Raw genomic sequence first — 17877 nt, forward strand, 5'->3', positions numbered from 1 at the left:
CGGGAATAAGGCCGACCGGCGCAGGGAGCCTGCAGCGCTGCTAACCGGTCAGAAAGAGGTGCGATCAATGTGGTCATCATCAGCAATCCTCGCCTTAAATGAAACACGCATATTTATTGCTACCGTCAATGTCATACTAACACCCGCAATGAGTATGTCCATATACAAAGCAGGGTCTTGTTGTCGGGTTAACATAAAAACAGCGAGGAGCGCGATGGCACAATATTACCCATAATGCCTATTGGGGTGATACCGGCGCAGATAATCATAATCGTTCTTCATTAAATCATCGTACATATAAGCTATTCCTTAGTGCTAATAACCAGAGGATATTATTCCCTGGCGACTGGCGCATTTTTAATCTGGTTGCCCCAGGAGAACTGTTGTATGATCGGCGGCCCTGAAAATACACTCACGCCGGGCGAGCGCTTTATTCAATGAAAGATGAAAGCCAAAAATATATCTCGATTATTTTTAAGGAGTGGTTGCCGCTGTACGACAGCCTGACGCCGGAAGTGAGGGCGGTACTTAAAAATATTGCCGGGCAGCAGGCGGAGGCGTTAGCGACCCGTTTTTATGATTTTATTTTCCAGGACCCGGACATTGCGCGGCACCTTAGCTATGACTTAGTTGAGGAGCGGCTCAGCAGCTCGCTGGCCGGGTGGGTGAAAGATATCCTGATGTGCGATAAGGAAAATCTGCAGGCGCTGGCGGAGCGGCAGTACCTGATCGGCAGCATCCATTCACGCATTGGTATCCCGGCAGAGGCGGTACTGCGCGGCGCGCGCCAGCTGAAAGCCGGGCTGATTGAAAATATCCGCGATAGCCAGCTCGATCGCGAGACCAGCGTTTCCGCCATCTACTACGCCATCATGGCCATTAACATGGCGGTAGAAATGATGTGCCACGCCTATACCCTGTCGCACTATCGGGCAACGAAAAATGAAGAAGCGTACCGCCTGTATAGCCTGATGGATAACGTGCCGCTGGAATATGGCAAACAGCAGGCCTCGCTCTCCGGATGGGAAAATACCGCTATTTTTAATATCGTTAGCGATAATAAAAGCGATATTAACGGAGCGTTATTATCTGATTCTGAATTTGGCCTGTGGTTCCGTCATAAATGCGTGCGTTACTTTAACAAAAATCCGCAAATGCAGGAAATCGCCGACTTAATTAGCAAGGTGGATGCGCTGTTATCCGCCTGGAAATCCTCGTCTGAGGGTTCTGAGTATAAAAACACGCAGGCTTTGCTGCAGGGGATCCATATCCATTGCCAGCAGATCGGCAGCCAGATGGGGGTGCTGTTTAGCAGCCTGTCGCAGATGCAAAGCGGTAAGGATACGCTGACCAGCCTGCTTAACCGCCGCTATCTGCCGGTTGTCCTCAAGCATGAAGTGACGCTGGCGATGGAATATGAACTGCCGATGACGGTGGCGATTATCGACATCGACCACTTTAAAGAGATCAATGATAGCTGGGGTCATATGGTTGGCGACCGGGCGATTAAGCACGTTGCGGAGCTGCTCAGCGATAATATTCGATCCAGCGATTATATCTTCCGCTACGGCGGCGAGGAGTTTCTGCTGGTGCTGGTGGAGACCGGCGCCGCGGAAGCCTTTACTATCCTTGAACGGCTGCGTAAAAAAATCAGCCAGCTGGCGTTTAGCGTTGGCGCTGACAATGAGATTTCGATTACCGCCAGCATCGGCTACGCCGTCCACACCGGTCATCCGGATTACAATCTGCTGCTGCGCGATGCCGACAGCGCGCTGTACGTCGCCAAGCGCGATGGGCGCAACTGCGTGAAGCTGCATGAAGGCGACGGCAACTAAGCTGCCGGGTCCTTCCCGGAGGCGGCGCGCTGCGCCTGTCCGGGCTACCTGATCGCAGACGGCTGTGAACCCGTAGCCCCGGTAAGGCGACAGCCGCCACCGGGGAATAAACCGCAGAATATCTTCCGGTCGGGCGCCATCCCGGAGGCGGCGCGCTGCGCCTGTCCGGGCTACCTGATCGCAGACGGCTGTGAACCCGTAGCCCCGGTAAGGCGATAGCCGCCACCGGGGAATAAACCGCAGAATATCTTCCGGTCGGGCGCCATCCCGGGCGCGGCGCGCTGCGCCTGTCCCGCCTACCTGACCGCAGACGGCTGTGAACCTGTAGCCCGGGCAAGGCGCCTCAGGCGCCGCCCCCGGGAGAGATGTGGCAGCGGATTTCAGTGCGGAGAGATCGCCGCGCCTCAAAACAGCACCGGCAGCCCCAGGCCGCGTTTTACTTCATGCAGCGTCCGTTGCGTCAGTTCGTGCGCCCGCTCGCTTCCCCGGCGCAGCAGCGCCAGCAGCATGCCTTTATCCTGAATATAGGTCGCCCGGCGTTCGCGTATCGGCGCCAGCAGCTCCTGTAAGCAGGTCTCCAGCGCGTTTTTGCACTGCCTGTCTCCCAGCCCTCCGCGCCGATAGTGGGCTTTCATCTCGGCAACGAAGGTCTTATCAGCATGAAAGGCGTCGAGATAAGTAAAGACCACGTTGCCTTCTGTCTGACCCGGGTCGGCGACCCGTAGGTGATTCGGGTCGGTATACATGGCGCTGACCGCGCGGTGGATCTCCTCTTCGCTGGCCGAAAGGGTGAGCGTGTTTCCCAGCGATTTCGACATTTTGGCGTTGCCATCGATGCCCGGCAGGCGGCTGACGTCGCTGAGCAGCGCTTTGCAGTGCCGTAAGATCGGCGTCGTCGTCAGGCTATTCATTTTGTGCACGATCTCATTGGTCTGTTCAATCATCGGTAGCTGATCGTCGCCGACCGGCACCAGTTCGGCCTTAAAGGCGGTAATATCGGCGGCCTGGCTTATGGGATAGGCTAAAAATCCCACCGGCAGCGAGCGGGAAAATCCCTTCTGGGCGATTTCATTTTTCACCGTCGGATTGCGTTCAACCCGGGCGACGGTGACGATATTCATATACAGCGCGCTGAGTTCGGCCAGCGCCGGCAGGGCGGATTGCAGGCAAATGGTGGTCTTCTGCGGATCGATGCCGACGGCGAGATAATCGGCCATCACCTCAAGGATATTGCTGCTGATTTTTTGCGGGTTGCTGCCGTTGTCGGTCAGTCCCTGGAGATCCGCGACGAGGATAAACTGCTGGTGGTCGTGCTGGAGCAGCACGCGCTGGCGCAGGGAACCGACGTAGTGGCCGAGGTGCAGCTGGCCGGTAGGACGGTCGCCGGTCAGGATCGTTTGGCTGGTGTTCATGAGTGACTCCTTAGGATGCTATCAGGCCGAAGGGCGACACTCAGAAACAACAAAGCCGCCTTCCGGCGGCTTTGAATAGAGGAAACGTGAAATCTTGCCGCCTGTTATGCAGGCAGCCACCAACGGCGGAGGTGAGAGATGACAACGTTTCTGTTCATCTTTTTATCCTGCCACGAAAAGCCGCGGCAGTAAAAGCCCTTTTTTATTCAGCGATAAACCGGCAGCAGGTTAAAGCTGGATAAAATATGAATTATTGCGTTGGCGCCGCCGAAGCACAAAATCAGGACAATCATGGCATTGCCACCCCAGACCCGATAGTTCGGGCTGCCGAAACGCCTGCGCGAGGCGCGCGCCAGCAGGGCGGGGACGATAGCGGCCCAGACGGTGGCGGCGAGGCCGGCGAAGCCAATGGCGTAGATAAAACCGTTAGGCCACAGCAGCCCGCCGGCGATCGGCGGCAGAAAGGTCACCAGCGCGGTTTTAAACCGCCCCAGCCGACTATCGTCAAACTTAAACAGATCCGCCAGATAATCAAACAGGCCAAGAGTCACGCCCAGGAACGAGCTGGCGACGGCGAAGTTGGAAAAGACCGTCAGCAGTAAGTCCAGGGTCGAACTGTTCAGCAGGCCGCTTAAGGTCTGCACCAGCACGTCGATGTTGCCGCCTTTTTCGGCGATAGCGATAAACGCCGGGCGCGGAATATTGCCCATTGTGCCGACCAGCCAGATGATATACAGCACCAGCGCCATCAGCGTGCCGAGCAGCAGGCAGCGGCGAATGATAAGCGGGTCTTTACCGTAGTACTTCATCAGGCTGGGGACGTTGCCGTGATAGCCAAAGGAGGCCAGGCAGAACGGCAGCGTCATCAGGACGTAGGGGAGATAGGACGCATTGACCTCCGCGCGGTTAAACAGAATCGCGGGCTCCACGTGCCACATCAGGCCGCCGAAGGTCATAAAGAAGGTGAGGATTTTGGCGCCCAGCACGATAGTCGTCATCCGGCTTACCGCTTTCGTACTTAGCCAGACGATAAAGGCGACCACCAGCGCGAACGCCAGCCCGCCCAGGCGTGCGGGAACCGCGAGGTTCATCTGCGCAAAAGTATGCTGAATAACTGAACCGCTTGCGGAAATATAGGCGTAGGTCAGGATATATAAAACAAAGGCGACGGTCAGGCCGTTAATAATATTCCAGCCGTTTCCCAGTAAATCCTTTGTAATCGTGTCGAAGCTGGCGCCAATATGATAATTGAGATTGGCTTCGAGGATCATTAACCCGGAATGCAGCATGCAAAACCAGGTAAAAATGAGCGCCAGCAGCGACCAGAAAAACCAGGCGCCGGACATCACCACCGGTAAAGAAAACATGCCTGCGCCAATAATGGTACCGCCGATAATCATCGCTCCGCCAATCAGCGATGGCGTATTAGTTGAGACCGCTTTTGAGACTGATAGTGTAGCCATAAGGTGCATTCCTCACGTGGCTATATATTAAATAAGGGGCTGCGGGAAAACGGCTACCCGGCGCAACCCGAATAATTGAGCTTAAAGAGATGGAATTAAATTAATGGCGCTCTCATTGCGAGAGCGCCGTGATGCGGTTTATTTCACCGGTTTCAGTCTGGCGACGAAGTGGCGCAGTACCGGCGGTTCGTAGGTGAAGGTCAGGCCCTTAATCGTGTCGGCGCGCGCCTTAACGGCGATCAGCGCATCAGCGATATAGTCCATATGATCGTTGGTATAAACCCGACGCGGAATGGTCAGGCGCAGCAGCTCCATCGGCGACGCCTTCTGTTTGCCGGTTTCCGGGTCGCGGCCCAGCAGCAGGGAGCCGATTTCCACGCTGCGGATTCCCGCTTCCAGATACAGCTCATTGTTTAGCGCGTGCGCCGGGAACTGCTCCGGTGGGATATGCGGCAGCAGCAGCTTAGCATCGACGAACACCGCATGGCCGCCGGTCGGATACTGAATCGGAATGCCGCCTTCGCGCAGGCGTTCACCGAGGTATTCCACCTGATTGATGCGATAAGCGAGGTAATCCTCGTTGGTCCCTTCTTCCAGGCCGATAGCCAGCGCCTCCATATCGCGTCCCGCCAGGCCGCCGTAGGTGACAAAGCCCTCCATCGGCACGCAGCGGATGCGCACTTCGTTGAACAGATCTTCGTCATCGCGGAAGCAGCACAGGCCGCCGATATTCACCATCGGGTCTTTCTTGGCGGACATGGTCAGCATATCGCCGTACTGGTACATCTCAAGAATAATCTCTTTCACCGATTTATCGGCGTAGCCCTCTTCGCGCTGTTTAATAAACCAGGCGTTTTCGCAGAAGCGGGCGGAGTCGATCACCACCGGAATATTATTCTGGCGGGCAATCTGATACACCTCGCGCATATTCGCCAGCGATACCGGCTGGCCGCCGGAGCTGTTACAGGTGACGGTGGTAATAATTGCCGCCACGTTTTCCGCGCCGTGTTCGGCGATGGTCGCTTTCAGCAAATCAATATCAAAGTTGCCTTTCCAGTCGTACCACGAGGTGGTATCGAAGGCTTTCGGCGTCACCACGTTAATGGCTTTTGCGCCGTTGAGCTCCACGTGCGCGGCGGTGGTATCGAAGTGGAAGTTGGAAATAAACACCGGATGCGCCGACTTGCGGCGAGCAATCAGGCTCGGGAACAGAATCTGCTCCGCACCGCGCCCCTGATGGGTGGGAATGGTATACGGATAGCCGATAATCTCTTTGACCTTTTCGCACAGATGCTGATAGTTACGCGACCCGGCGTAGGCTTCGTCGCCCATCATCAGCCCGGCCCACTGATGGTCGCTCATCGCGCCGGTGCCGGAGTCGGTCAGCAGGTCGATATACACGTCCTGGCTATTGAGCAAAAACGGGTTATAGCCCGCCTCTTCCAGCGCTTTGACGCGATCGTCAAAGGTGGTCATACGAATATTTTCGACCATTTTAATGCGGAACGGCTCAGGGATACGTTTCATTTATTTTCTCCATGGGGATGCTGTGCCGCGTTTGGCTATTTGGCGACAAATAAAAAGCGCAACAAATAGCGACTAAACGCAGTGCTGAATTAATTTTTTTAGGGAGTAAACAGCAGCGGAGAATTAACGAGGGAAGTCGTTGGAGATGCGGTGATCTAAATTATACCAGTCGTCCAGGCCGCCCTGGGCAATGAGGCGATAAATCGATTTTTGCGTCATGACATCGTCCTCTGTGGGTGAAGGGATGCCATAAAAATAAGGTAAAATGAGAAAATAACCACGATTAAAATCACAAAAAATAATTTATCGATAAGCGGAGTATAAAAATTTGACGCTCGTCGTCTTTTTAGCGTTATTGATTAGCAGGCAATGGTTTTTTGTTTTTTTATTACGCCAATAACGGCTTATTGAGTGAGGTTATTAGCGCCTTCACCGCAATCAATGAAGGCGCAGGCGGGACTTACATGCTGGAGAAGACGTTCATAATGATGCCGCCGGAGATGATCAGCACCATGGCGAGAATGGCCGGGATATCCGGTTTTTGCTTATAAAGGATCATTGAGCAAATCGTGACGCCGACGATACCAAAGCCGCACCACAGCGAGTAGGCGACGCCGACCGGAATGGTGCTCATCGCGCGGGTGAGGGCGAAGTAGCACAGGCCGTAGGCGCATACCACCAGCACCGACGGCGCCAGCTTGCTGAAGCCATTGGTCTTTTTGATCATCGACGTGCCGGTGATTTCGGAGCCGATAGACAGCGCCAGCCATAAAAATCCGAGGTTAAACATAAGCGGTTCCTTTTCTGTTAGTTGGCGACTTTTTTGTCCAGAGATGCAGCGGCCGGCTGCGCGGGTGCTTCCTCGCTCTCTTCGCTACCCATTTTGGAAAACAGGTTCATGATCACGATCCCGCTGGCGATAACCGCCATACCGATAATGGCGGCGGTGTCCGGATGCTGGCCGTAAAACGCCATTCCCAGCGTCGATACCACGAGAATGCCGGTACCGGACCAGGTGGCGTAGGCCAGACCGACGGGAATATCCTTCACCGCGCGGGATAGCGAGTAGTAGCAGGTGCAGTACAGCAGCACCAGCAGCCCGAGCAGCAGCATTTTGCTCATCCCTTCACTGCTGCCGAACATTTTGAGGGTGGAGGTGGCTGAGGTTTCGGAAACGATAACCAGCAGCATCCATAGCCAACACTTTGTTTTTGAAGACATAAGTTAAACTCCGGGTTTACTATTTAAGGTAAGGTTCTTTTTTTCTGTTTTTTAAAAAATCGATAGCGGCATCGGTCAACTGTGCTTCAGGGGCACAGGCCAGCGCCGGATTATTCACTACGTCTGTGACAGTGAGATAACGCCGCGGACCGCTCGCCGACGGCGCCGTCGCTTCGCGACCCGACGCCAGCTTCTCCAGCAATTCGTTCATGGTGCACAGCGCGATGCCGCATTCGGCCAGGCGGGCCAGCGTGGCCTGCATATGCCCGGCGTAAGCGCTATCAGGCTGCGCCCCGCGCAGCTGGTTAAGCTCGCTGGCGGGATCGCAGTGATAGCGCAGCGCCAGCACCGGCAGGCCGCTCAGCAGGGCATCGTGCACGCGGCGGGCAACGGGACCGTGCAGGGAACCCTTCACCAGATCCGCCGCCAGCGGGTAGTCGAGAAACGGCAGCAGCAGCGCCTTATACGAGGCAGAAGGCAGCTCCTGTTGCCAGTCGGCCGCCGGCAGCGTTTTACCAATAGCCCGCCACTGCTCGCCGTCGCCAATCCCGCTATCCAGCGCCAGGTGCAGGCTCTCGCCGCAGCCGGCCAGCCGCTGGCGAATAGCGTGCCGGTAGCCCGCCGCGGCGGTCACCATCACCAGTACCGGCGGCCGCAGACGCTGGATAATGCGTTCAACCAGGTCTTCCATCTGTTGGTCGGTCATGGCGAGCCTCCGTTAGCCGATGAGCGTGACCTGCGCGCCGTTTTTCAAGCCGGCGGCGTTGGCCTCTTCGGTATCAATATGAAACTCCAGCGCGAAGTCTTCGCGTACTCGCACCACCACTTCATCAAAGGTCAGCTGGCGTTCGCCGTCGCTGCGGACGCTAACCTTCTGGCCGTTGGCGACGTTCAGCTGGCGGGCGTCCTGCGGCGACATATGGATATGCCGCCAGGCGCAGATCACCTGCGATCGCAGCTCAACGTGGCCTGCCGGGCCGATCAGCAGCGCGCTGCCCGCGTTCTCCAGCTGGCCGGATTCGCGAACCGGCGCTTTGATGCCGAGGGTAAAGCAGTCGGCGCGGGAGATTTCCAGCTGCGATACCGGGCGGGTTGGGCCGAGGACGCGCACCTGGGTGAGCGAGCCCTTCGGACCGACCACGGTGACGCACTCCTGGGCCGCGAACTGCCCCGGCTGGCGCAGCGGCTTAAACGGCGTCAGGACGTAGCCCTTGCCAAACAGCGCTTCGACGTCCTGCTGCGCCAGATGGACGTGGCGGTTAGAGATGCCGACCGGGATAGCCGGAGCAGCGTGGCTCAGGCGGGCGGCGATTTTTTCATGGAGCAGGGTGTCGATCATGCCTTCTTCCCTTTCCTCATCGCCGCGTTTTTATCTTCCGTCGGCGCAGGCGCGGCGGCGGGTTCAGTGGGTTCCCTTGTTTCTACAGCGGCGGGCGCGACGGCTTCAGCCTCAAGCGGCGCGGCAGCTTCAGCCTCAAGCGGCGCGGCAGCTTCCGCGCGCGGCGGACGGCCTTTCAGGGTGCTGAGGGCGTCCACGACGCTGCGCTCCGGACGGGCGATCGTCAGGGATTTGACCTGCGGGTCGATGAGCGCGGCGACGGCCACGCCGCGTTCGATAGCGGTGTGAATCGCGCTGATCTCCCCTTCAAAGCAGACGCTCACCAGCCCCGAACCGACTTTGCGGTAGCCAATGCAGGACACGCCTGCGCTTTTGCAGGCGGCATCCACGGCCTGAACGGCGGCAACTAACCCTCGCGTTTCAATTACGCCTAAACTTTTCATTGTCGGCTCCTGTTAATGGCGGACTAAGCGAATATCAAAATCAAACTGCGTGAAGAACGTTTCCAGCCGGTCTAACTCCTCGGCGGAATAAGTTGGGTCTCGGGTAATGGGGTAAGGCATATCGAGGCGCTCATATTTTTTGCGCCCCAGCTGGTGGTACGGCAGCATATCGATGCGGCGGATATTTCCGCGCTTCGCCAGCTTTTGTACGTAATCAATGGCCCCGGTAATGGCATCGAACGAGTCGTTATAGCCGCGAACCAGCGGCATGCGGATAATGACGTTAGCGCCGGAGTCCACCAGCCACTCCAGGTTGCGGCGAATGCCTTCGTTACCGATGCCAAATAACGCTTTATGGTGCTCGCTGTTAATTTGCTTAATATCGAATAAGAAGGTGTCGGTCACCGGCGCCAGCTTTTGATAATTGGCCAGCGGCGTGGTGCCCTGCGTTTCCACGGCGGTATTGAGCATCATCTTTTTGCATTCGCTAAAGAGCGCGACGGCAAAATCGGTCTGCAGGCTCATTTCCCCGCCGCCGATGGTGACGCCGCCGCCGGAGGAGATATAAAAGTCGTAGTCCTGCATGATGATCTCCATCAGTTCGCTGACGGTGACATCTTTGCCCATAATATCCAGCGCGTTCTGGGTGCAGATCTCTTCGCACTTGCGGCAGCCGATACAGTCTTTATTGCGGTTGACGAAATGCTTCATTTCGCCGTTTTCTTCCGCCCGATAATGAATTCCCGCCGGGCAGACGTTGACGCAGTCGCCGCAGTTAATGCATTTATCCTGTGAGAACATCACCTGAAACTGGCTATTCAGCCCTTCCGGGTTAGCGCACCACGGGCAGCGAATATTGCAGCCTTTGAAAAAAACCAGCGTGCGGATCCCATCGCCGTCATAGATCGAATATTTCTGAATATTGAATATTCGCCCGGTTAATTCTTGTTTTGCGCTCACACATACCTCCAGAAAAACGATCGGGACATCCATGTCCAAAAACGTCCGTGTCTTTATCAGAACTTCTCGATGACCGTACGGCTGATAATCTCGTCCTGAACTTCTTTGCTCAGCTCAACGAAGTAGGCGCTGTAGCCCGCGACGCGGACGATCAGGTCGCGGTATTTTTCCGGCTCCTGCTGGGCTTTTTTCAGCACTTCGTTATCGACATAGCTGAACTGCATCTGGCCGTTGCCGAGAATCGACGCGGTGCGCAGCAGGGTAATCAGGCCGTGACGACCTTCCGGGGTATCCAGCAGCCCTTTGAGGAACTTGAAGTTGTGCACCATGCCGATGTTCATGGTTTCGACGTTCATCTTGCTCACCGACTTGATGATCGCCGTCGGACCCTGCTTATCCGCGCCCTGAGTCGGGCTGATGCCGTCGGAGAGCGGCATCCACGCCAGGCGACCGTTCGGCGTGGCGTTGGTCAGCTCGCCGATCGGCGTGTTGTTGGAGATGGACAGGGTGCCGTGGCTCAGGGTGGAGTAGAGCATCTTGTACTTACGGCACTCGCGCTCGGTCCACTCGGTGATATCCAGCGCATACCGATCGACGTAGTTATCGTCGTTGCCGTATTTCGGCGCGTTGAGGCAGTCGCGGCGCAGGCCTTCAAAGCCTTCGAAGTTCGCCAGCAGCGCGTCGCGCACCTGCTCGAGGGTGTATTTCTTCTCTTCAAATACCAGCTTACGAATCGCCGCCATGGAGTCGACGTAGGTCGCCAGACCGGAGAAGATCAGCCCCGGGCCGTGGTTGATCATCGCGCCGCCGGCGGCAACGTCTTTGCCTTTTTCCATGCAGCCTTCCACCAGCAGCGACATCAGCGGCTTCGGCGCCACGTCGCGGTGCACGCGCTGGCTGATGACCGTCCCGATCGCCGACAGGCGTACGATATGGGCGATCTGTTTTTTCACCGCCGCGTCGAAATCCTCGAAGGTGTGCAGGTCGCGCAGGTCGCCGGTATCCAGCCCCTGATAGCTGTCAAACAGCACCATCCGACCGCGGTTTAAAACGAACTCAATGGCGATGGGCCACTGGGTGTAGCCGGTGGAGGTCCACTGATAGATGCGGCCGGATTTCTGCGGCTCGACGCAGCCCATCAGGCAGTAGTCGCGGGCGTCTTCGAAATCGAAGCCTTTACGCAGCATCATCTTGATATGGGAGTCGTCGAAGTGGCAGGCCGGGAAGCCCATCCCCGCTTTGACGACGTCGACGATTTTTTCCATATACTTCTGCGGCGACTGGTTGTGAATACGGCAGGCCAGCGACGGCTGGTAAACCTTCACAAAGCGCACGGCGTCCATGATCAGGTAGGTCAGGTCGTTACAGGCATCGCCGCCAGAGCGCTTCTGACCGCCGACGGTCAGGTTGATAAACGGCTGATAGCCGGCGAAATATTTCGCCCCCAGCTCGCTGGACATCCACATCAGCTCGGCGCATTTGATGATAAACGCCTGCAGCAGCTCCAGCGCGGTGTCGTGAGTCAGGCGGCCTTCGCGGATATCGGCTTCAAACATCGGGTAGCAGTACTGGTCTACGCGTCCCAGGGACAGTCCGGTCTGGTTCTCTTCAATTTCAAACAGCGACTCTACGGTCCAGATGCTCTGCAGCGCTTCCTGCAGGGTTTTCGGCGGATTCGCCGGCACGTTCTGGTTCACCTCGGCGATGGTCAGCAGCTCGGCGCGGCGCTGGGCGTTCTGCTCAATCGCGGCCAGTTCGCGGGCGCGGGCGGCGATGCGGTGCGCGTAGTTAATCACCCCTTCGCAGGTTTCAATGGCCGCTTTGTAGTAGTAGATGCGGTCGATATCTTCCGGGTTTTCCATACTCAGGCTGGCGAGATGCGCCTCGGCGTCGGCTTTAATGCCGTTCATCCCTTTGGTAAACAGCAGCACGTCGTAGCCCGGGCAGGTGTCGCCGCCGCCGTTGATCTGGTGGTAGGAGAGGTCGCTGACGAAGGTCTCGCCGCTGAACGCCCATACGCCCGCTTCGCGGTACTGGGCTTCGCAGATTTCATCCAGCGAGCGGCCTTCCCAGAACGGGACGATCTCTTCGCGGATGGTTTTTTTATCTGCTTCGCTGATCTCAAACGGATCCTGCGGACGGGTGCTCATGGTATCGAGTTCGTCGCGCACCCAGCGCCAGGCGATATCCGGCGAGAAGGCGCCCGCGCGCGGCTTGCCGCACGGATGACCGACGATCAGCTCATCGTCCTGAATCAGAATCGGTGCGGTTTCGCAGGCGTGGCGGAAGGCTTTGGCGCGCAGCAGAATCGTCGGCATGCCGGGGTTGGCTTTGACCACTTCGGTAAAGGCCAGCGCGCGGTAGATAGAGACGCTCGGGCGCACGGTCAGGTAGTGGTTACGCAGGCGCTGCATGCGCGGGGTCAGCCCTTCTGCTGCCGGCGTCTCGCCGGCGGCGGCAAACGGGGCGGCGGAAACGTGCTGGACGCCCTTGAACAAACGCACCGGCAGATTCAGGGCGCTCAGGTTGTGCTGCGCGCTGAGGAACATGTCGGAGAGTTCGTTAATGCGCGCGTTCTCAAGGCTTGCGCCGTGCAGCAGGGCGTCGAACATCGGATAACCGTCGATCGCGCAGGCGGCGCGCACTTCGCACAGCTCCGCCAGCTTGAACCACAGCGATTCGACGATTTCATACGCCTGCTGCGGGGAGAGCGCACCGTTGTTGATATCGTGCTGGTAGTAAGGCAGCAGGGCTTTGTCGGCGCCTTCCGGGTTGACGGCGTAGCTGCCGTTATCGAGCTGGAGCGCCAGCTGGAACAGATAAAAGGCCTGGCACGCCTCTTTGAAGCTGCGCGCCGGATGCGCCGGAACGTGGTGCAGGATGGCGGCGCTGTCCAGTAGTTCCGCCCGGCGGTAAGCGTTGGTTTCCGCGGCGGCCAGCTGTTCGGCGCTGTTGGCCAGGTTTTGCGCCAGCGCCAGCAGGGCATCGCAGGCGTAGATGGCCGCGCGGCAGCCGTTGACTTCATCCATGCCGCTGCGGCTGACGGCGCTGCCCAGCGCGCGGGTTTTCTCTTCCAGCTGATGTTTTATCGCCAGCACGCCTTTTTCCATCACCAGCTTGTAATCCGGGGAGTCGAGATCGCTATTCAGGTTGAGGAACTGGAACGCGGACGGGCGACGGACGGCGCTCTCTTCGTGGAAAATCGCCCCGTGCGGTTTGCGGGTCTGGTTGCCGACGATCAGCTCGTCGGCGCTGATGCACAGCGGCAGCTGGCGCATCAGTTCATAGAAGCGGCGCGCCGGTTTGACGGCGGCGGGAACCCCGGCGATATCGCCATCAAGGGCGTTGAGCGTGGTGGCATGTTCGGTGCACAGGGTGCTTTTTTGTGAGAGTAAACGTTCTGCCAACACTTTGACGCGCGGCGTTAAGCTGTAGTGTGCCATAGGTAAGGTTCTCCAAATCTTGTTATCAGTGGCCCTGAACGGCGTTGCCGGTCCATGCCCGGCGATAGAGTTCGGTCAGTGCGTGAGCGTCCGGCGCGCGTGGGTTCGTCGGGGTACAGCTGTCGCGTAGCGCCTGGCCGACCATCTCCGCCAGCCGCTGTTCAAATTCGGCGGCAATGACGCCGGTATCACGAATGCCGGCCGGCATGCTCATCTCGTCTTTTAGCGCCTGAATGGCGACCAGCAGGCTGGCGACGCCCTGGCGGGTAGTGGCCGCGGGCAGATCCAGCAGATGGGCTAATCGGGCGTATTTGCGGGCGGCATCGGTATCGCACTGCCCGTGATAATCGGCGTTCCAGGCCACCACGTCCGCCATCAGCAGGGCGTTAGCGCGGCCGTGGGGGACGCGAAACACGCCGCCGAGCGCGTGGGCGAGGCTGTGGGTGATGCCCAGCGAGGCGTTGGTGAAAGCCATGCCCGCCATGCAGGAGGCGTTGTGCATCTTTTCCCGCGCCAGCAGGTCGCCACCGTTGCGCCAGCAGGTCGGCAGAAAACGAAATACCTGCTGCACCACTTTCTCCGCCAGCGCATCGGAAAAGTCGCTGGCGGCGAGGGAGACATAGGCTTCCAGCGCGTGACACAGCACGTCCATCCCGGTATCGGCGGTGATCGCCGGCGGCACCGAGGCCACCAGCGCCGGGTCAAGAATGGCGATATCCGGCAGCAGCGACGGGTCCACCAGCACCAGCTTCTCGGCATGGGCTTTCACCACTGAAAAGGCGGTGACCTCAGAGCCGGTGCCGCTGGTGGTGGGGATCGCCACAAAGCAGGGCGGCTCGCGGTGAGCGTCCGGACGGGTTTGCGCCAGGGCGAAAATAACCGCTTTGGCTGCATCAATCACCGAACCGCCGCCCAGCGCGATAACCAGATCCGGATAGCTGTTATCCATCCGCTTCATACCGCGCACCACGGTGGCGATATCCGGGTCGGCCACCACGTCGTCCCAGACCTGGAAAGCGATGCCGCGCGCATTGAGGATCTGCGTGACGCGATCGGCGAGGCCAAACTTAACCATCGCCTGGTCGGTGACCAGCAGCACGTTGCGGGCGGGCAGCTCGTTCAGGATGGCAAGCGCATCCTGACCAAAGCGAATCCGGGGTTTCAGCAAAAATTCACTCATTGGGTTATTGACTCCTTAAGCGTCCCGAAACACGTTCTCGACAATGGCGACCACCGACATGGCCTTGTAGCGCTCTTTGTTGAGCGCCAGGTACTCTTCGGCCAGCACGATGTCGTGCATACCGGCGCCGACGCTATCAACGGCAACCCAGGTCTGGTCTTTCATCGGCTGCTGGTCATCATCTAATTTGACGATCAGCAGCAGGTTGCTGCCCCGTAGCTCATCGCACTTCTGCGTGGCGACGACATGTCCGACTACCTTTGCGAGAATCATTGTTTTTATCGCCTTATATCAATGTGTTACTTACCAAGGCGTTCCAGCACCTGGCGGATGACGCGTTCCACGTTTTGCTCATTAATCTCGCTGTCCGCGCCGACGACGGCGGCAGCCGCAAAGCGATCGTCGGCGCTGGCCGGATGGGCTGCGGTGGCAGCGGTCACCGGGGCGTTAAAGCGCTCATCGTCGAAGATGCTGCGGTTCGGGCCGGCCGCCGGGCTGACGATGGTCGGCTGCGGTTCCGGGCGGCTGCCCGGCGCGCGCAGCTCATCGATGGAGCGCACGCCGTAGCCCACTTTGCGGATGTTGAGCAGGTTCATCGGCCCGACGTTGTCTGAGCTGGAGCCGCCGCCGACCGCGCCGCAGCCGAGGGTCAGGGCCGGGGTGATATTGGTGGTCGCGCCGATGCCGCCCAGCGCCGCCGGGGTGTTGATCAGAATGCGGTTAACCGGTTTTTCCAGGCAGAACTGGCGGATGACGTCCTGGTTGCGGGTGTGGATCACCAGCGTGTGGCCGAGGCCTTCGTTGGTCAGCAGCTCCACGACGCGGTGGCAGGCGGCTTTCCAGTCCTCTTCGACGTACAGGCCGAGTACCGGGCACAGTTTTTCCCGCGAGTAGGGGTTGGAATGCGATACCGTGGTCTGCGCGGCAATCAGCACCCGGGTGCTGGCCGGGACGCAGAAGCCGGCCATCTGGCTCAGATAGAGCGCGGTTTTACCGACCACTTTGGGGTTGATGGTGCCGTTGGGGCGCAGCAGCAGGGCCGCCATTTTTGCCGCTTCGCTTTCGTTCATGAAGTACGCGCCCTGGGCTTCCAGTTCGCGATGCACTTCGTCGTAGATGCAGCGTTCGACGATAATTGACTGCTCGGAGGCGCAGATCACGCCGTTATCGAAGGTTTTACTGGTGATGATATCTTTCACCGCGTGGGGGATATCGGCGCTGCGTTCGATAAACGCCGGGCCGTTACCCGGGCCGCCGCTAATGGTCGGCGTGCCGGACGCGTAGGCGGCGCGCACCATGCCTTCGCCGCCGGTCGCCAGGATCAGCGACACGTCTTTGCTGTGCATCAGCTCTGAGGTGGCTTCGAGGGTCAGCTGGCTAATGGCGTCGACGCTACCGGCAGGTGCCCCTGCCGCTTCCGCCGCGCGCTTCACGATTTCAATCGCTTTCCAGCTGCACTGGCGGGCGCCGGGATGCGGGGAGAAGATAATTGCGTTGCCGGCCTTCAGGGCAATCAGCGTTTTGTAGATGACGGTGGAGGTCGGGTTGGTCGACGGCACCAGCGCACAAATCACCCCCAGCGGCACGCCCACGTCCATCACTTTTTGTAGCGGATCGTCATGAATGATGCCGACGGTCTTCATATCTTTGATGGCGTCGTAGACGCGCAGCGAGGCGAAGCGGTTCTTCAGCACTTTGTCCTGCCAGTTGCCAAAACCGGTTTCTTCCGCGGCCATTTTCGCCAGCGCTTCGGCATGATGCGCCGCTTCCTGGGCCACGTTCTTCACGATGGCGTCGATTTGCTGCTGCGAAAAGGTGGCCAGAATCGCCTGCGCCTTTTTGGCATTGCGCACCAGCTCCCGGGCGTTCTGCCGGGACTGCAAATCGTTATCCAGTTCAATCATGAGTCTATCCTTCATCAGACTAAAAGAGTGGAGACGGGGCGCGCCCTGTCAGGTCATGCTTTGTGCTGCGCCGCGATTTTTTCGATGTCGTTATGCGGACGCGCGATGACGCGAGAGGTGACGACTTCGCCGATGCGTTTTGCCGCTTCCACGCCGGAATCCACCGCGGCATTCACCGCGCCGACGTCGCCTTTCACCATCGCGGTGACGAGGCCGGAGCCGACGTTTTCATAGCCAATCAGCTCCACGTTGGCGGCTTTACACATCGCATCCGCCGCTTCAATACAGGCCACCAGCCCTTTGGTTTCGATAAGCCCTAGCGCTTCTTTCATCAGGTTTTTCTCCGGTTAATCCATGATTTTGTAATGCGAGACGATTTTGTTGATGTCGTTATGCGGGCGGGCGATAACCAGCGAAGTCACCACTTCACCGATGCGCTGCGCGGATTCGACGCCGGAATCCACCGCCGCTTTCACCGCGCCGACGTCGCCTTTCACCATCGCGGTGACGAGGCCGGAGCCGACGTTTTCATAGCCAATCAGTTCCACGTTGGCGGCTTTACACATCGCATCCGCCGCTTCGATACAGGCCACCAGCCCTTTGGTTTCAATCAGACCTAATGCATCACCCATTTGCGTTCTCCTGGCCATCAGGCCTTGTGTTTAATGACGATTTTGTTGATGTCGTTATGCGGACGAGCGATAACCAGCGAGGTCACCACTTCACCGATGCGCTGCGCGGATTCGACGCCGGAATCCACCGCCGCTTTCACTGCGCCGACGTCGCCCTTCACCATGACGGTCACCAGCCCCGAGCCGATGTTTTCATAGCTAATCAGCTCGACGTTGGCGGCTTTACACATCGCATCCGCGGCTTCAATGCAGGCCACCAGACCTTTGGTTTCGATAAGCCCTAATGCATCACCCATGGTTTCTCCTCCAGAACAGTTTTGTGATTCGGAAAACCGACCGCGTAACGGCGTCAGGACGCGGATGCGGCGTTCGGGATTCACTATAGGGAATGGCGAGTGAAGTGAAATTTAAATCTGCTAGAGTGGTATTTTTAGTCTTTTGCTCTGTGATTTAGGTTGGTTAAGGCGCTGATTTATGCATTTGTGCTGCGATGGCGGGGCGAATTCAGTGACGATTGT

18 protein-coding genes are annotated in these 17877 nt (G+C 58.2%); 1 reads left to right on the forward strand and 17 read right to left on the reverse strand.

Annotated elements, in window-relative coordinates; genetic code table 11:
• Nucleotides 1-437: 437 nt before the first annotated feature.
• Nucleotides 438-1835 (forward strand): diguanylate cyclase, encoded by a 1398-nt coding sequence (locus BJF97_RS03975; RefSeq protein ID WP_032693045.1) that lies wholly within the window; start codon nucleotides 438-440, stop codon nucleotides 1833-1835.
• A gap of 404 nt (nucleotides 1836-2239) precedes the next feature.
• Here BJF97_RS03975 and trpS read toward each other — a convergent pair whose 3' ends face one another.
• The 17 genes from trpS to BJF97_RS04060 form a co-directional block, all read right to left on the reverse strand.
• Nucleotides 2240-3247 (reverse strand): tryptophan--tRNA ligase, encoded by a 1008-nt coding sequence (trpS, locus tag BJF97_RS03980; RefSeq protein WP_014227742.1) that lies wholly within the window; start codon nucleotides 3245-3247, stop codon nucleotides 2240-2242.
• 206 nt (nucleotides 3248-3453) lie between these two features.
• Nucleotides 3454-4710: a tryptophan permease gene (mtr, locus tag BJF97_RS03985; protein WP_025108468.1), complete on the reverse strand. Its 1257-nt coding sequence runs from the start codon at nucleotides 4708-4710 to the stop codon at nucleotides 3454-3456.
• A gap of 138 nt (nucleotides 4711-4848) precedes the next feature.
• Complete coding sequence (tnaA, locus tag BJF97_RS03990; protein ID WP_032693044.1) at nucleotides 4849-6237, reverse strand: tryptophanase; 1389 nt, start codon at nucleotides 6235-6237, stop codon at nucleotides 4849-4851.
• Nucleotides 6238-6360: 123 nt separating this feature from the next.
• The gene (tnaC, locus tag BJF97_RS03995; protein WP_004098218.1) at nucleotides 6361-6456 is read right to left on the reverse strand and encodes a tryptophanase leader peptide; all 96 of its coding nucleotides are present in this window, start codon (nucleotides 6454-6456) and stop codon (nucleotides 6361-6363) included.
• Nucleotides 6457-6697: 241 nt separating this feature from the next.
• Nucleotides 6698-7027 carry a DMT family transporter gene (locus tag BJF97_RS04000; protein ID WP_004108688.1) on the reverse strand — a complete coding sequence of 110 codons (330 nt, stop codon included), beginning with the start codon at nucleotides 7025-7027 and terminating at the stop codon, nucleotides 6698-6700.
• Nucleotides 7028-7044: 17 nt separating this feature from the next.
• Nucleotides 7045-7458 (reverse strand): DMT family transporter, encoded by a 414-nt coding sequence (locus tag BJF97_RS04005; protein WP_014227744.1) that lies wholly within the window; start codon nucleotides 7456-7458, stop codon nucleotides 7045-7047.
• 19 nt (nucleotides 7459-7477) lie between these two features.
• A complete protein-coding gene (locus BJF97_RS04010; protein WP_032693042.1) occupies nucleotides 7478-8164 on the reverse strand; it encodes a hypothetical protein in 687 nt (228 codons plus the stop codon).
• Nucleotides 8165-8176: 12 nt separating this feature from the next.
• Nucleotides 8177-8797, reverse strand: a complete 621-nt coding sequence (locus BJF97_RS04015; RefSeq protein ID WP_004128477.1) for a phosphate propanoyltransferase — start codon at nucleotides 8795-8797, stop codon at nucleotides 8177-8179.
• Nucleotides 8794-9240 carry a BMC domain-containing protein gene (locus tag BJF97_RS04020; protein WP_032693040.1) on the reverse strand — a complete coding sequence of 149 codons (447 nt, stop codon included), beginning with the start codon at nucleotides 9238-9240 and terminating at the stop codon, nucleotides 8794-8796. Before BJF97_RS04020 ends, BJF97_RS04015 begins: the two co-directional genes overlap by 4 nt.
• Nucleotides 9241-9252: 12 nt before the next feature.
• Nucleotides 9253-10200, reverse strand: a complete 948-nt coding sequence (cutD, locus tag BJF97_RS04025; protein WP_014227748.1) for a choline TMA-lyase-activating enzyme — start codon at nucleotides 10198-10200, stop codon at nucleotides 9253-9255.
• A 56-nt stretch (nucleotides 10201-10256) separates the two neighbouring features.
• Nucleotides 10257-13643 (reverse strand): choline trimethylamine-lyase, encoded by a 3387-nt coding sequence (gene cutC, locus BJF97_RS04030; RefSeq protein WP_032693038.1) that lies wholly within the window; start codon nucleotides 13641-13643, stop codon nucleotides 10257-10259.
• Nucleotides 13644-13668: 25 nt separating this feature from the next.
• On the reverse strand, nucleotides 13669-14823 hold the full coding sequence (locus BJF97_RS04035; protein ID WP_014837305.1) for a 1-propanol dehydrogenase PduQ: 1155 nt from the start codon (nucleotides 14821-14823) through the stop codon (nucleotides 13669-13671).
• Between the two features lie 15 nt (nucleotides 14824-14838).
• A complete protein-coding gene (locus BJF97_RS04040) occupies nucleotides 14839-15096 on the reverse strand; it encodes a EutN/CcmL family microcompartment protein (protein WP_004098229.1) in 258 nt (85 codons plus the stop codon).
• 26 nt (nucleotides 15097-15122) lie between these two features.
• On the reverse strand, nucleotides 15123-16727 hold the full coding sequence (locus tag BJF97_RS04045) for an acetaldehyde dehydrogenase (acetylating) (RefSeq protein WP_032693036.1): 1605 nt from the start codon (nucleotides 16725-16727) through the stop codon (nucleotides 15123-15125).
• A 53-nt stretch (nucleotides 16728-16780) separates the two neighbouring features.
• Nucleotides 16781-17059 (reverse strand): BMC domain-containing protein, encoded by a 279-nt coding sequence (locus BJF97_RS04050; RefSeq protein WP_002442217.1) that lies wholly within the window; start codon nucleotides 17057-17059, stop codon nucleotides 16781-16783.
• 15 nt (nucleotides 17060-17074) lie between these two features.
• A complete protein-coding gene (locus BJF97_RS04055) occupies nucleotides 17075-17359 on the reverse strand; it encodes a BMC domain-containing protein (protein ID WP_004098238.1) in 285 nt (94 codons plus the stop codon).
• Nucleotides 17360-17376: 17 nt separating this feature from the next.
• The gene (locus tag BJF97_RS04060; protein ID WP_004098239.1) at nucleotides 17377-17655 is read right to left on the reverse strand and encodes a BMC domain-containing protein; all 279 of its coding nucleotides are present in this window, start codon (nucleotides 17653-17655) and stop codon (nucleotides 17377-17379) included.
• Nucleotides 17656-17877 lie beyond the last annotated feature (222 nt).

Source organism: Klebsiella sp. LTGPAF-6F (assembly GCF_001753185.1).
Lineage (GTDB): Bacteria > Pseudomonadota > Gammaproteobacteria > Enterobacterales > Enterobacteriaceae > Klebsiella > Klebsiella michiganensis.

What these genes read in the sequence shown, in the direction of transcription:
- BJF97_RS03975 (WP_032693045.1), top strand. Translation starts at nt 438, where the DNA reads ATGAAAGATGAAAGCCAAAAATATATCTCGATTATTTTTAAGGAGTGG.
- trpS (WP_014227742.1), bottom strand. Translation starts at nt 3,247, where the DNA reads ATGAACACCAGCCAAACGATCCTGACCGGCGACCGTCCTACCGGCCAG.
- mtr (WP_025108468.1), bottom strand. Translation starts at nt 4,710, where the DNA reads ATGGCTACACTATCAGTCTCAAAAGCGGTCTCAACTAATACGCCATCG.
- tnaA (WP_032693044.1), bottom strand. Translation starts at nt 6,237, where the DNA reads ATGAAACGTATCCCTGAGCCGTTCCGCATTAAAATGGTCGAAAATATT.
- tnaC (WP_004098218.1), bottom strand. Translation starts at nt 6,456, where the DNA reads ATGACGCAAAAATCGATTTATCGCCTCATTGCCCAGGGCGGCCTGGAC.
- BJF97_RS04000 (WP_004108688.1), bottom strand. Translation starts at nt 7,027, where the DNA reads ATGTTTAACCTCGGATTTTTATGGCTGGCGCTGTCTATCGGCTCCGAA.
- BJF97_RS04005 (WP_014227744.1), bottom strand. Translation starts at nt 7,458, where the DNA reads ATGTCTTCAAAAACAAAGTGTTGGCTATGGATGCTGCTGGTTATCGTT.
- BJF97_RS04010 (WP_032693042.1), bottom strand. Translation starts at nt 8,164, where the DNA reads ATGACCGACCAACAGATGGAAGACCTGGTTGAACGCATTATCCAGCGT.
- BJF97_RS04015 (WP_004128477.1), bottom strand. Translation starts at nt 8,797, where the DNA reads ATGATCGACACCCTGCTCCATGAAAAAATCGCCGCCCGCCTGAGCCAC.
- BJF97_RS04020 (WP_032693040.1), bottom strand. Translation starts at nt 9,240, where the DNA reads ATGAAAAGTTTAGGCGTAATTGAAACGCGAGGGTTAGTTGCCGCCGTT.
- cutC (WP_032693038.1), bottom strand. Translation starts at nt 13,643, where the DNA reads ATGGCACACTACAGCTTAACGCCGCGCGTCAAAGTGTTGGCAGAACGT.
- BJF97_RS04035 (WP_014837305.1), bottom strand. Translation starts at nt 14,823, where the DNA reads ATGAGTGAATTTTTGCTGAAACCCCGGATTCGCTTTGGTCAGGATGCG.
- BJF97_RS04040 (WP_004098229.1), bottom strand. Translation starts at nt 15,096, where the DNA reads ATGATTCTCGCAAAGGTAGTCGGACATGTCGTCGCCACGCAGAAGTGC.
- BJF97_RS04045 (WP_032693036.1), bottom strand. Translation starts at nt 16,727, where the DNA reads ATGATTGAACTGGATAACGATTTGCAGTCCCGGCAGAACGCCCGGGAG.
- BJF97_RS04050 (WP_002442217.1), bottom strand. Translation starts at nt 17,059, where the DNA reads ATGAAAGAAGCGCTAGGGCTTATCGAAACCAAAGGGCTGGTGGCCTGT.
- BJF97_RS04055 (WP_004098238.1), bottom strand. Translation starts at nt 17,359, where the DNA reads ATGGGTGATGCATTAGGTCTGATTGAAACCAAAGGGCTGGTGGCCTGT.
- BJF97_RS04060 (WP_004098239.1), bottom strand. Translation starts at nt 17,655, where the DNA reads ATGGGTGATGCATTAGGGCTTATCGAAACCAAAGGTCTGGTGGCCTGC.